Annotated in this window: 11 protein-coding genes; 3 read left to right on the forward strand and 8 right to left on the reverse strand. The window is 53.6% G+C overall.

Going from position 1 to position 14,121, the window contains the following annotated elements:
- Positions 1-56 precede the first annotated feature (56 nt).
- Positions 57-1,349 carry an FAD-binding oxidoreductase gene (locus QT231_RS03630; RefSeq protein WP_308335571.1) on the forward strand — a complete coding sequence of 431 codons (1,293 nt, stop codon included), beginning with the start codon at positions 57-59 and terminating at the stop codon, positions 1,347-1,349.
- Positions 1,350-1,474: 125 nt separating this feature from the next.
- On the opposite strand, the gene QT231_RS03635 is transcribed toward QT231_RS03630, so the two are convergent.
- From QT231_RS03635 to folK, 5 genes are all read right to left on the reverse strand, one after another.
- Positions 1,475-2,848, reverse strand: coding sequence for a VOC family protein (locus QT231_RS03635; RefSeq protein ID WP_308335572.1), 1,374 nt, complete (start codon positions 2,846-2,848; stop codon positions 1,475-1,477).
- Complete coding sequence (locus QT231_RS03640; RefSeq protein ID WP_308335573.1) at positions 2,845-5,973, reverse strand: FAD-binding and (Fe-S)-binding domain-containing protein; 3,129 nt, start codon at positions 5,971-5,973, stop codon at positions 2,845-2,847. Before QT231_RS03640 ends, QT231_RS03635 begins: the two co-directional genes overlap by 4 nt.
- Complete coding sequence (locus QT231_RS03645) at positions 5,970-7,223, reverse strand: aspartate aminotransferase family protein (RefSeq protein WP_308335574.1); 1,254 nt, start codon at positions 7,221-7,223, stop codon at positions 5,970-5,972. Before QT231_RS03645 ends, QT231_RS03640 begins: the two co-directional genes overlap by 4 nt.
- 207 nt (positions 7,224-7,430) lie before the next feature.
- Positions 7,431-8,252: a flagellin gene (locus QT231_RS03650; RefSeq protein ID WP_308335575.1), complete on the reverse strand. Its 822-nt coding sequence runs from the start codon at positions 8,250-8,252 to the stop codon at positions 7,431-7,433.
- A gap of 87 nt (positions 8,253-8,339) precedes the next feature.
- Complete coding sequence (gene folK / locus QT231_RS03655) at positions 8,340-8,783, reverse strand: 2-amino-4-hydroxy-6-hydroxymethyldihydropteridine diphosphokinase (protein ID WP_308335576.1); 444 nt, start codon at positions 8,781-8,783, stop codon at positions 8,340-8,342.
- Positions 8,784-8,949: 166 nt separating this feature from the next.
- Here folK and QT231_RS03660 point away from each other — a divergent pair, with 166 nt between their 5' ends.
- Together QT231_RS03660 and QT231_RS03665 are read left to right on the forward strand one after the other, a co-directional pair.
- The gene (locus QT231_RS03660) at positions 8,950-9,696 is read left to right on the forward strand and encodes an SDR family NAD(P)-dependent oxidoreductase (protein WP_308335577.1); all 747 of its coding nucleotides are present in this window, start codon (positions 8,950-8,952) and stop codon (positions 9,694-9,696) included.
- Positions 9,697-9,966: 270 nt separating this feature from the next.
- Positions 9,967-11,808 (forward strand): DUF3413 domain-containing protein, encoded by a 1,842-nt coding sequence (locus QT231_RS03665; protein ID WP_308335578.1) that lies wholly within the window; start codon positions 9,967-9,969, stop codon positions 11,806-11,808.
- A gap of 84 nt (positions 11,809-11,892) precedes the next feature.
- Here QT231_RS03665 and QT231_RS03670 read toward each other — a convergent pair whose 3' ends face one another.
- The 3 genes from QT231_RS03670 to QT231_RS03680 form a co-directional block, all read right to left on the reverse strand.
- Positions 11,893-12,411 carry a DUF2062 domain-containing protein gene (locus tag QT231_RS03670; protein ID WP_308335579.1) on the reverse strand — a complete coding sequence of 173 codons (519 nt, stop codon included), beginning with the start codon at positions 12,409-12,411 and terminating at the stop codon, positions 11,893-11,895.
- Positions 12,380-12,988: a methyltransferase domain-containing protein gene (locus QT231_RS03675; protein ID WP_308335580.1), complete on the reverse strand. Its 609-nt coding sequence runs from the start codon at positions 12,986-12,988 to the stop codon at positions 12,380-12,382. The genes QT231_RS03670 and QT231_RS03675 overlap by 32 nt, the downstream gene beginning before the upstream one ends.
- Positions 12,989-13,191: 203 nt before the next feature.
- Positions 13,192-14,100, reverse strand: a complete 909-nt coding sequence (locus QT231_RS03680) for a glycosyltransferase (protein WP_308335581.1) — start codon at positions 14,098-14,100, stop codon at positions 13,192-13,194.
- Positions 14,101-14,121 lie beyond the last annotated feature (21 nt).

The following is a 14,121-nucleotide window of genomic DNA, read 5'->3' on the forward strand; positions in this document are numbered from 1 at the left end:
CCACACATAAGGTCGGCCTTGGGCCGGCCTGCGCTTCTTTTTAAGGAGGTATTAAAATGCCAACGACCCTCTCCGAGCGCTGCCTTTGGCCCGAAACGAGCGCTGAAACGCCTCTCGACTACCCCGCGTTAGCCAGCCATGAAGAGGTCGATGTGTGTGTCGTGGGCGGCGGGATTACGGGTCTCTCCACCGCGTTGCACCTGGCCGAGCAAGGTATCCAAGCAACCTTGCTGGAGGCGGGGGATATCCCCAGTGGCGGGTCAGGACGCAATGTTGGTCTGGTCAATGCCGGGCTTTGGATACCCCCCGATGACATTGTGGCCGCACTGGGCAAAGAGAACGGTGAGCGGGCTAACACGGTGCTGGGCGGCGCGCCGTCAAAGGTCTTCGATCTCATCGAGCGCCATGGGATCGCATGCGATGCTACCCGAACAGGTACGCTGCACCTTGGCCATAATGCCAAAGGCTGCCAAGAGCTCGCCCGCCGTCGCGATCAGTTGCAAAACCGTGGGGCGCCGGTGACGCTCCTGGAAGGTGAGGCATGCGAGCTTGCGACCGGCACGTCCCAGATACAGGCAGCGCTTCTTGATGAGCGCGCGGGTACTATCAATCCATGCGCCTACACGCGAGGACTTGCTCGCACGGCGGCCAACTTAGGCGCCACGCTTTACTGCCACAGTGCAGTCACTGGTATCGAGCAACAAGGAGACCGCTGGCGCGTGTTGACCCAAGACGGTAGCGTGACCGCGAACAGAGTGGTGATGGCCACCAACGCCTATACAGAAGATGACTGGAATCAAGTCCGCAAGCACTTTTTCACTGGGCATTACTATCAACTGGCGTCGGAACCTCTTACCAGCGAAGCCGCCGAGGCGATTCTCCCAGGCAAGCAAGGTGCTTGGGACACCCGCACCGTGCTGAGCAGCATCCGGCGCGATAAGGAAGGTCGCCTGTTACTGGGCAGCCTGGGCAAAGGCGAAGGCAAACCGCTGGCCTACCTGACCCGTTGGGCCGATACGATACAGAACCACTACTTCCCTGCGCTCGGCAACGTTCGCTGGCAATACACCTGGACGGGCAAGATCGCCTTTACTCCTGACCACACCTTACGCATTTTTGAACCTGCGCCAGGGATATTGTCAGCCACCGGTTACAACGGGCGCGGCATTACCACCGGTACCGTGGTTGGTGAGGGGTTTGCTCACTATATTGCCAAGGGCGATGACAGCCTGCTCCCTCTGCCGTTATCGCAGCCTAAACCCATTAAAGCACGCCCGTTATGGAGCTGTGCTTATGAAAGCGGTTTCTCGCTATACCATGCAGGCCAGTGTCTAAGGGTGCTTATCTAATCAAGCATGCATACCTGAAATAGAAACGTGCGCCGCGAGTTAACCGCATGCGCACGTTTTTATGTTTTAAATGCCATCTTTTAAATTAAAGATACTGCAGCACATCCTTGTGCTGCATGTAGATTCTAAACGAGTACCTCATCGTTTAACGTTGCCAGCACCTTGGCTTTAGAAGCGTATTCGCGTTCCGCATAGAGTGACAGCTCATCCGTTACTTGAACACCTAGCGCCTCTTCGAAGGCATCACGATTAGCGTTACCCGCATAGGCCTCGTTCTGCCCTCCCCCCAGGTTCGACTGGAAAATGCCCGCCGCACTGACCGGTAGAAAGTCTTCATAAGTAATTGGCTGAGCTTCCACCAGGCCTTGCTCGATCAACGCTTCTATATCGTGACCGGTACTCTCTTTAACGGCCTGACCTGCGGCTGTCAGGTGATAGTGAAAATACGCCAGGCCCTCTCGGCGCATGGCCTCGTCATTATCAGGAAGCTTGGCAAAGACGTCTTTCATGACCTTTTGGTGTGCGTCGTTATCCAGCCCAGCGGTCTGCTGGCGGCCTTCGTTGAGCAACTGGTCATACAGCGCACGGCCTTTCGGCGTTAGCGCCATACCGCGCTGCTCGATTTCACCAAAACGTGCGGTATGGGTACCTTGGGCGTCACCAGCAAAGCGAATCGACTCTTCTAACGCTTTAAAGCTGGTTTGACGCAGCAAAATGGGGCACTCACGGCGCGGCGGCCCTTCAATAACGGCTTTTGGGTTCATGCCCATCTCCGGCATACGGCGCTGTACTTCGTCGATATCCAGGGTACGCGGCGTCAGGTGATTGATGTGCGGCCCGCGGAAGCACACCACATCAGCAATCAAACGATGCTCGTCGTGTAACGCTTGATAGGTATCCAGATTGACCGTGGCATCCTGGTGCCAGCGGAAGGTTTCCAGTGCTTCCATTACAAACTGGTCGGCTTCCTCACTGGTTAATCCCCCCTGGGTTTCATGACGCTTAATCAGCTCGCGCGCACCCAGGGTAAAAATATCGCGTTTCGCCAGAATTTCTTCTGAACGCTGGCGCAGTGCATCACTTTCAATGAGCTCTAAACGCAGTAGCGAGGTAAACACCCGGAAAGGGTTGATTGCCAGAGCGTCATCATCAATGGGCCGGAAGGCCGTTGAGTGAACCGGCACCCCCGCTTCAGAAAGGTCGTAATAACCCACCGGGTACATACCCATGACGGCAAACAGACGGCGCAGCATGGAAAGCTCGTCAGCTGTTCCCACACGTATCGCTCCGTGGCGCTCTACACTCAAACGTGCCAGCTCTCCTTGAGCTTCCAGTCGACGGTGCAGTTCAGGCTGCTGGCTAAGCGTTTCCTGGTTGACGCTTTCCACCAGTTCAAGCAGCGTGCCGTACTGCGGCACTTCTGTTTGATACATGGCCGACATGGCCTTGGAAAAACGGTCGCGAACCTCATTGCTGGAAAGAAGATCTGCTTGGGTCATTTTATTGCTCTCTCTTGCCTATTGTTGGGATAACGGTGAGATACCGACGTCAATTGCGCCAATAGTGCCTGCAGGGGATGGAGCAACGTTTGCGCTGAGTAACGTTGCACTTGGCTACGGCAGGAGTATCCGGTAGCCAACAGCTTACCCGTGTTGTCATCGGCCTCGACCTGGGGCTGCCAGGACTGGGCGTAGATCGTTTTTGACGTAGCAGTGTTGCGGGTTTCGTGGCCGTAGGTGCCGGACATGCCGCAGCAGCCGGTGGCCATCAATTCAAGCTCTAACCCAAACGCCGCAAACACCTGCTGCCACGCTTTGGGGCTGCCCGGCGCGTTGGTCTTCTCGGTGCAGTGGGAGAGCAGCTTAAATCCTGGGTCGGTGAGCTTAAGCTGGCTGGGCGCCAGGGTAGTGATGCGGGTCGCCAGCCACTCCTGCAGCATCAGCACCTCAGGCACCGCCTCATTGCCCAACGCTTTGACGTACTCCTGGCGATAGGTCAGCGTCATCGCCGGGTCGATACCCACCATGGGGATATCAAAGCGCGCCAGGGTGCGCAGCCGCTCGGCCTGCTTGGCGGCGGTACGCTCGAAGGCTCCCAAAAAGCCCTGCACCTGGAGTGGTTTGCCGTTCGCGGAGAAGGGCATCACAAACACGCGCAGGTTAAGTCGCGACAACAGCTCGACGACATCCATTACCAGCTTGGCTTCAAAGTGGGTGGTGAAGGCGTCCTGAACAATAATCACGCTGTTGGCGCGCTGCTGTTCGGTGAGCAGGGCCAGCGAGAGGGGCGTTGCCTCGGCGATGCCCCAGGCGTGCAGCTGCTTTTTAACGCTGGCCCGAGAGAGTGCGGGGGAATCACTCATGCCCAGCGTACGGCGCATTAACCGCTCTACCCAGCGTTGACCAATCACCGCGTTATACAGCGGCGCGGCCTTGGCCAGGGTGGGCAGCATAAACTCGGTGCCGCCAATGACGTAGTCGCGCAGCGGGCGCAGGTAGCGGCCGTGGTAGACCTCCAAGAACTGCGAACGGAACTGCGGTACGTTGACTTTAATCGGGCACTGACCCGCACAGGATTTGCACGCCAGGCAGCCCGCCATGGCGTCGTAGACTTCATGGGAGTAGTCGTGGTGCTGTTTGCGGCTTAGGGTATTCGCCACCCGCAGCGGAAAGCGTTTAATAAAGCCCCAGCCGCCCTCGGCTTTCTTCTTGCGCGACTCTTCCACCACATCGATACCCGCCTGGGACTGCAGGCGCAGCCATTCGCGAATCAGGCTGGCGCGGCCTTTGGGCGAGTGGCGGCGATCGCGGGTGGCCTTCCAGGACGGGCACATGGGGTCATCGACATCGTAGTTGTAGCAGGCGCCGTTGCCGTTACAGTAGACCGCGGCGTCGTAAGCCTGCCAGGCACGCTCGTCGATGGTACGGTCGAGCTGGCCGCGCATGGGCACGCCATCAATGGTCAGCAGATCGGGGTCGCTATCCTTGGCGATGAGCTTGCTGCTCTCGGAGGGCGTTGCGATCTTGCCAGGGTTTAGCTGGTTAAACGGATCAAAGGCGGCTTTGACCCGCTGCAGGCTGGGGTAGAGTTCGCCAAAGAACCTGGGGGCGTACTCCGAGCGCACGCCCTTGCCGTGTTCGCCCCACAGCAGGCCGCCGTATTTTTGGGTAAGCGCTGCCACCTCATCGGAGACCGCTCGAATCAGTTTTTCCTGCTCGGGATCCTTCATATCGATGGCGGGGCGTACGTGCAGTACCCCTGCATCCACATGGCCAAACATGCCGTAAGCAAGCCCGCGGGCATCCAGCGCGGCGCGAAACTCGGCAATAAAGTCCGCCAGATGCTCCGGTGGCACGGCGGTATCTTCCACAAATGGAATCGGGCGCTTCTCACCCTGGACATTGCCGAGCAGGCCCACCGAACGTTTGCGCATGGCATAGACTTTTTGAATCTGCCCGCGCCCTTCGGCCAGGGTATAGCCCAGGCGCTCGACGCTGGTGTCTTGGCTCAGTTGTTCGGTAAAAGACCTTACCCGCTCGGTGAGGGCGTTTTCATTGTCGTCATTAAACTCGATCAGATTGATGCCGCGAATCGGCGCCGTTCCGGTTGCTGGGAAAAACTCGGCCACGCTGTCCCAGACAAAGTCCTCCATGGCGAGCTGGAGGACGGTGTCATCCACCGTTTCGATGGAGGTGGGTCGAGCGCTGGCGGCTTTCAGCGTTTTGGCATCGCGCAGCGCGTCCATAAAACTGGTATAGCGCACGTTGACCAGCGTGGAATGCTTGGGGATCGGCAGCACATTGAGCACCGCTTCGTTTAGAAAGCCTAATGAGCCTTCCGAGCCGCACAGCAGACTGTTGAGGTTAAGCTGGCCGTCACCATCGCGCAAATGGGCCAGGTCGTAGCCGGTTAAACAGCGGTTGAGCGGCGGAAATTTAGCCGCAATCAGCTCACGCTGCTGGTCGATAATCTCGGCGGCGGTGGTATGCACGCGGCCAAGAATGCCTTCCTGCTGGCGCTCGGCCTGTTCTTCGTCCTGGGTTAAAGCACGGCTGTGCAGGTGCTGACCGCCGATCAGAATGGTATCCAGTTCCAGTACGTGATCGCGGGTTTTGCCGTATTCGCAGCTGCCCTGGCCGCTGGCATCGGTGGAGATCATGCCGCCAAGGGTGGCGCGATTGGAGGTGGAGAGCTCCGGGGCGAAAAACAGCCCGTGGGGTTTGAGCGCCGCGTTGAGCTGGTCTTTGATCACCCCCGCCTGGACACGCACCCGGCGGTTTTCAACGTCGATCTCAAGGATCTGGTGCATATGGCGGGAGACATCCACCACGATACCGTCGGTGAGGGACTGACCGTTGGTGCCGGTGCCGCCGCCGCGGGGCGTTAGCAGAATATCGCGATGCGGCAGTTCAGCAGCCAGTTTTGCCAGGCGTTCAAGGTCTGCTGCGTGCTTAGGAAACACCACTGCCTGAGGCAGGCGCTGGTATATCGAGTTATCCGTCGCCAGCACCGTGCGGTTGGCATAATCCGGGGCGATTTCGCCCTCAAAGCCGCGGGCGCGCAAGGCCTCTAGAAACGCCACATACCCTCTTTGCACGGCCACCTTGCCTACCATTGCGATCATGCCTTGAGCGTCTCCAGCGCCTGCTCGATGAGCCCCAGGCCTTCTGCCATGATCTCTGGTTCGGTGGTCAAAGGCGGCAATAAGCGCAGGACATTACGTTTACGGCCACTGGGCATTAATAAAACCCCGGCATCACGACCGGCTGCCAACAGGTTGGCCAGGTGCTCCGCCCCCGTCGCGTTTTCAGTGTCTTCAAAGACAATGCCGCGCATAGCGCCAATGCCTGTCATCGCCCCCACCATGGGGAAGCGCTCGCTTGCTTTCCAGCGCTGATAAGCACTAACAATCGCCGCTTCTTGTGCATCTGACCATGCACTTAGCGCGTCTTCCTGCATGGCATCCATCACTGCCAGTGCAGCCGCGCAGGCCACCGCATTCCCCGAATAGGTGCCGCCCAAGGCGCCTTTGGGCAACGCATCCATTAATTCGCGCCGGCCTACCACTGCGGCTAACGGCAAGCCTGCGGCCATGCTCTTCCCCATTAGCAAGAGATCCGGCTCGATGCCCAAATGGGTAAAGCCAAACCGCTGGCCAGTTCGCCCAAAGCCAGACTGAATTTCGTCACAAATCAATACGATGTTGTGTTTATCGCAAACGTCTCGCAGTACTTTGGCAAACTTCGGGCAGAGTAAACGAAAGCCACCTTCGCCCTGAATGGGCTCAACGATAATGCTGGCGACTTCATCGACAGGTATTTCAACGTCAAACAGCCTTTCCAGCGCAGTAAGCGCCTGCTCCGCTGTCACACCACTATCCCGGCTAGGAAAAGGCAGGTGATAAACCGGCCCCGGCAAGGCGCCTAATCCCGATTTGTAAGGTTTAACTTTGCCATTTAGGTTTAACGCTGCCAGCGTCCGGCCATGGAAAGCATCATCAAACGCAATAACCGCTTGCCGCCCCGTCACGCCGCGGGCAACTTTAAGCGCATTTTCGGTGGCCTCTGCGCCACTGTTCGTCAACATGCACGACAACGGATACGAGACCGGCACGAACTGATTCAGCGCTTCCGTCACCGCTAGATAGCCTCGATGCGGCAGCGCATTAAAGGCAGAGTGCATTAAGGTCTCGACTTGGGCTTTAACGGCTTCGACAACCGCTGGATGGCTATGGCCAAGATTCAGCACGCCAATGCCACCGATAAAATCGATATAACGCTGGTCGGCTTCATCCCAAACTTCAGCATTACGCCCACGCGCAATACAAATCGGGTGTATGACACCCAGCGCGGCACTTACATGGGGAAGATCCATTGTCGTGACGTCTCCTGTCATTTCATGTGAATGACAGTATCAAAGCAAATTCACGCAACGGTTCACAAACGAAAAAAAACGCTCAATGCATTCCAAATTGGAATGTTAAGAGCAAAAACAGCAGGTATTTAAAGTAAAAAAAGCGCAATGCTGCAAAAAAGGAATGGTTTTTAAATTAACGAACCCAAGAAGTAAACGATAAGAGCGCTACAGCCCTTCCAGCAGCCGCAGAATCATTTGCGGCTGCTGGTTGGCCTGGGCCAGCATAGCGATGCCTGCCTGCTGAAGGATACGCGCGCGAAGAAGGCTGGAAACTTCTTTCGCGTAGTCGGCGTCCTGAATGCGCGACCGCGCATCAGAAGTGTTAACGATGCTGTTATTGAGCCCATCAATCACACTTTCAAAGCGGTTCTGAACGGCGCCCAAATAGCTGCGCTGTTGATCTAGCCGTTTGATCGCTTCATCCACCATATCGATAGGATTACCCGTCGAACTGCCATCGTCCAATACGTTTAGGCCTTCCAGCCCCAAACCCTGCAAATTCATGGCTTCAAAGCGAACGGCAATGCTATCACCAACGTTAGCGCCCACCTGAATATTCAGCGACTTAGTGTCATTCAACAGCCCAACACCGTTGAACTTACTCTGCCCGGCAACGCGGTCAATCTCTTCCATGCGCTGGCCAATCTCGGCTTGGATAGAAGCAAGATCATTGGAAGAGTTGGTGCCGTTAGCCGCTTGTACGCTCAGCTCACGGATGCGCTGCAGGTTATCGTTAATCTGATTGAGCGAGCCTTCCGCTGTCTGCACCATAGAGATGCCATCATTGGTGTTGCGGATCGCCTGGGTCATGCCTTTAATTTGTGACGTCATGCGATTGGCGATCGCCTGTCCGGCGGCGTCATCTTTGGCACTATTAATGCGCAACCCGGAAGAGAGGCGCTGCATTGCGGTCTGCATGGATTGCTGACTGCCGCGCAGGTTATTCTGCACGATAAGCGACATCACATTAGTATTTAGGCTGAACAACGCGTGTCGTGCCTCCGGGAGGGGGAAGTTAGCCTGCCCAACTTATTGGGGGCTGCAAGGTTACTATCGGCCTAGAAGCAAAAACCATTAACGCGTTTGTGATAAGAGGGTGCGGCCACTGCTCGCTAACACTTCATCGACAGGTTTTTTCACGTAATCGTGCCGATAATAGCCGTCATCGACCACCTCCCCATCCCAGGCCACAATGTCTAGATCCATGGTGCGTGGCCCCGACTTAATCGCTCCTCTAACACGGCCCAGACGATCCTCCACCCCTTTGAGATAAGCACGAAAAGCCTCACGCTCAAGCGGTGTGCTCACCAACAGCGCGGCATTGAGAAAGTCGGGCTGATGCTGGTACCCCACCGGCCTGGTGCGAATCGTTTTTGAGCGAGCTAACAGATTGCATTCACGACTAATGATATCAAGCGCCTGAACCACATAGTGATCGGGTTCAATGTTAGAGCCTAAAGAGATCAAGCACTCATGGAGCTGGGCAGAGGGGGCGGCAGATAGCGTCGTTGGAGGCATAGCGACATCCTGTTAAAAGTGACGTCTCGTAGAGCATCCTGAAAGTAGGACACTTCTACTCATACTCCTAAGCTAGCGCTTCGTGCAAGCTGTGTATAAGTTATTGACAAACGTTTCACTCACGCAGAAAGTCTTCCCATACCAATAAAACAGTAGGGAACGCTCTATGTGCCATCAAGCTGCTCTGGTAACCGGCGGCGCCACCCGCTTGGGTCGCTACTTTTCCGAAGCCCTGGCCGATGCGGGTTACGATATTGCTCTACACGTTAATAGCTCGCGGGAGGAGGCCGAAGAGGTCGCCAGTGGTATCCGCGCCAAGGGGCGGGAGTGCGCAATATTCTCCTGCGATTTTTTAAACGACGACTTAAATGCCTTAATCCAGTCGGCCAAGCAGCGCTTCCCAGGGCTTAACTTGCTGCTGAACAGCGCCTCCGCCTACGAGTCAGCGCCAATTTCCGCGACCGAACTGGCGATGCTGGAAACCCAGTTCAGGGTCAATATGTTTACCCCATTACTGCTCACCCGCCACTTTGCCAAAGAGGTTAAAGAGGGCCAGGTGATCAATATCATTGATAACAAAGTTGCCTATCACCAATACCCCTACGCAGCGTATCTGTTATCGAAAAAAAGTCTGGCAGAGATGACCCGTATGGCAGCGCTAGAGTTTGCCCCGCGCATTCGCGTTAACGGCATCGCCCCTGGCGTAGTACTGCCTGCCTCACAGCGCACCAGCGACTATATTGAGTGGCGCATTGAAGGCATTCCGCTAAAGCGCCAGGGTGACCCCGAATACCTTGTACAAGCTTTGCACTACTTATTGAACACCCCTTTTGTGGCAGGGCAAATTCTGTTTGTGGATGGCGGGGAGTCTATCAACCTAGAGGGTCGCCACTCGGAAAATTACGGCTCTTGAAAAATATTGCCCATAAAACGTAAATTCACTGATACCAGATTCATTGATACATCGGGCCGTACGTATTTCAGTCTTCAGGCAACTACCAGCAACGTAACACTTACGGCCCCTTTTCGGTTAGGTAAAGAGCAGTACGTGTCAGCAAAAATGAGGGTGACACCTCTTGGGGAACCTACGCAGCTGGGTTACTATTTTGCCGCTTTTCGTTTCTCCCCCACTGCCATTAGGATCTCCTCTGGCTGACGGTTAATTGTTCTGGATTATCTTCCCATGATCGCGAAGCTCTTTTTTCACTGGCGTTGGCTCGCTGCCTGGACCCTCGCCAATATGCTGTTGGGTTGGTTAATCGCCAGTCGTTATATCCCCTATATAGATCCGGATGGGGCAACGCAATGGGGCTATCTCCTGCTGATTTTCCTCGGTCATTTGGCTCTGTTGATTTGGCTGGGCGCTCTGCCGTTATTCCTACTGGCTAGCGTTATTCGAGGCAAGTGGTTATGGCTGGTAACGACGCTGTGGGCCAGTGTCCTGCAACTGCTGCTCCTACTCGACACTTTTGTCTACGCCCAGTATCGCTTCCATCTGAGCGGTTTTATTCTTGACCTGCTGCTCAACGCTGGCGGCGATGTTTTCAGCTTTTCCTGGGTAGCCTGGAGCTTGGCCATCGGCGGGGCGCTGGGCATGTTGGCGCTTCAAGGCGTCATAGGACGACTGTTGAGAAAACGTTCGCTATCCTGGCCTGTGTGGTCGGTGCTGGCCATCAATGTCGTCGCTCTTCTCAGTGTGCATGGCTGGCATGCCTGGGCAGATGCTCACTATAACCGTGAGATTACCGGTATGACCCGTCACGTGCCGGTTTTCTACCCGGCCACCGCTAAGCGTTTCTTCGTCGAACAGGGGTGGGTAGATGCCCAGGCAGTACGCGATGGCGTGGAACTGGAGGCAGCGCCGGGCGGCGAGCAAGACCTGATCTACCCCATGGCGCCACTATCATGTCAACCATCTGACGTTCCAGGCAATCTAATGCTCGTTGTTATCGATGCACTGCGCCATGACATGCTAACCCCAGAGGTGATGCCGAACCTCTATCGCTATGCCAACCAGCCGGGCTGGCTCAAAGCTAACGAGCATATTAGCGGTGGTAACTCCACAAAGGCCGGGGTGTTCAGCCTTTTCTACGGCTTGCCGGTGACCTACTGGGACGCCTTCACCGCCAGCCAGACGCCGCCAGTTCTGATGGAGACCTTGGAAGAGCAGAACTATCGCTTCAAGGTGCTCTCCTCGGCCACCCTCGTTAGCCCTGCTTTCGACCGCAACGTCTTTGCTGGATTGGACGATGTCTCGCTCCAGCCAGCCCAGGGCGAACCCTGGGAGCGTGATCGTCAAATCACCAACGATTGGTTAGCTTGGGCAGAAGAGGAGAACCGGAATACAGATGATCGCCCCTTCTTCAGCTTTCTTTTCTATGACGCCGTGCATGGATACAGCCATCCGCCCGACTTCCCCCGTTTCACCCCTTATTGGGAAAGCGTCAATCATATGCTTCTGGGCCCGAAGTTTGACCCAGAACCTTACTGGAATCGCTACCGGACGGCAGTACACTATGTGGATCAACAGTTGGGCCGCGTGCTCGATGACCTGAACACCACAGGACTGCTGGACGAGACCACCGTGGTGATCACTTCAGATCATGGAGAATCTTTCAACGAGCACGGCAAGAACTACTGGGGCCATGGCAGCAACTACACACCAGAGCAGGTAAAAGTGCCGCTGATCATGCACTTGCCGGGGCGCGCAGGTGGTGAAATCACAAGGCGCACACACCATGCTGATATTGCACCAACGCTGCTTGAAGAGATGCTAGGCTGTGAAGCCGCGCCCGAGCGCTATACCCTCGGCCACAACTTGTTGGAACCCGAACCAAAGCGTGAATGGATGCTGTCGGGGAGCTACATGGGCTACAGTATCCTGTTACCTGATTACCAGATTACCGTATACCCGGCAGGGACTTTCGAAGTCTATGACTACCAAATGAACGAACTTGATGAAGTACGCCCCGACCCCGCTGTCTCAACCCAAGTGCTTCAAGCCTTATCGCGCTTCTATCGGTGAAGGAGGAAGAAGTCGGGAATTGCCTGAATGGAACAAGCGGCAATTTCGTATTCAATAAACAACAGGGAATAAATTCAAGGCTTATTAAGTCACGCCTTGATGACGCATGAGGTTCAATTTTGCCAAGCGATAAACAACAAAGTAAGACAAAATTGCCATGGGGGTAGCAATAAATAGGCTGCCCAGTAACATTTTTAACGTTCCTGATGTTACGAATTGAAGTATGGGCCATGCTGCTGCGGTGTCGGGGGAGAGTATCGAGCCGGAGATGAACAGGCTGCCAATATTTTCAAACAACCAGTAAAGGGGAACCAGTGTTAATGGATTACTAACCCAAGTTGCCATAAAGGCCATAGGAAAATTTCCTCTTAGCATTAGACAGCTTGGTAGTACCAAAAACGTTTGAATGCCAACAGTCGGTGTTAAGCCAAAAAAAAGCCCAATTGCAAAGCCGCGACTGACCGACTCGGGGTCTCCACTAAAGCATCGAAATTGTCTCAGTTTTTTTAGCCATTTAGGATTTTCTCTCAGCCAACGCCGCGTTCTTAATTTAGCTCGATAACGTAACCGATTAAGCACGTTCATCACCTCTACGATGTACATCAACAGATGCTCTTGACGATGATGTTTTTTGACATAAGTAGACATAGGCAGGGGGTAAATTGGCCCATACTTTATGACAATTGAATTTATCATAAGAAGAAACAAGAAATGGCTGAAGCTGGCGCGTATACTGAAACCCCACAAATATACCACCTGGGTTTAACACATCATAAATATCGTTAAGAAGAGTATCACGTTGCTGCTGAGAGAAATTTGCAAACGGCAAGCCAGATATAATGCAGTCAGCCCTTGTTTCGCTTTTTTTCTGGGCCGCCATCTGATCTTTTAATCGAAAGGCATCTTTATAAAAATTGACACTGGGATAGCGCTGAGTAAGACTTTCACGCAATGAATTTTCGTATTCGAAAGATAAAAATGATGAGTTCTCATTGCGCAGAGCATTAATTTCTTGCGTTATAACACCCGTACCAGCGCCAAGTTCAACAATAACGTGTGCATGCTCCCATTCTACACAGCGAACCATAGCGGCAGCCAGATGTCGTGAACTTGGCATGACGCTGCCAATTGCGATAGGGGAGCGTAAAAAATGTTTTAAAAACAACCAATTTTGTGACATAAAAAAGCTCCAAAATTTTAATATTTATTTATACCCATTTATCGTCAAACACTTTATTAAAAACAACATTTTGAAAAATCCATGCCCGTAGAACCCATATGAAAACACAACAGGCTAAAACCTAATAATACCAGCATCTCCTTACCCTATGATGAATTGATCGTTCACACTTCATTCACATGAATTCGTCAAGGAAAAATAGCTTACCGGCGAAACCATCGTCGACCTACAACCTCAATATTATTAAGATGTTTTAGAAAATTAAAACCTGTTAAAGGGTTATAAGTCCAGGGTGCTGAGGGAGTAGAAGGAGAACATTCTAGAAAATCTTCTGCTACAGGTAATCGAGATGGCGTCTTCTTTTTATTTAAGATTAATTCATCCAATGTGATTATTTTAAAAGGATAGAAACCCACCTTTTTTTTTCGCTCAGCCAAGCGCAAACCAAGTGTTTTCTTTTTGCCACGATAGGCTGGAACTTCCGGCAACCACATCGCAAACGGCAACCACATATAAGCCATCATATCAAACATTAGCTTCGCTTGTTTTTCGTTCTCTGGCTCAGATTGCTGAAAATTCCACCCCGTTTCGACGAGCCGATCTGGTTTAAACACGACTAGATCTGAATAGTGGATACCTGCACTTTGCCCAGAATCCTTGCGATAAAAGAAGTCAGGTGTTGGCCCCGTTAGCGGTATCACTGGACGCTTCTTCAGATCGATACCTCTGATAAAACAAGGATGCACAAAGCCAAGGGTTGGGTTGTGGTCAAACAGCGATTCCATTTCATCGAGTTCGGCTGTAGAAACAAGCCGTACGACTTGAGTGTCATCCTGAAGAAAGCACATTAACGGTCTTTCCTTAAATCCTTCAAGTGCCGCGTTCATATTATGGTAAAGACCACCATGTTTGATGGAACCAACTTTTCCTGGAGTTACAACTTGGCAAGAGCTTTCTGCTATCCGAAGATATTCTAGAGTTTCAGGATCATCACTATGGTCATCAAAAATAATAATGTCGGCATCCGGAATACAGCGCTGGATAGATTCCACACAATTACGCAGATATCTCCCGCGATTAAAAGAAAAGACACATACTGTCAAATTAGCCATATCCATCTCTTTTTCATTAAC

It is taken from the genome of Halomonas sp. SpR1 (assembly GCF_031010175.1).
Lineage (GTDB): Bacteria > Pseudomonadota > Gammaproteobacteria > Pseudomonadales > Halomonadaceae > Vreelandella.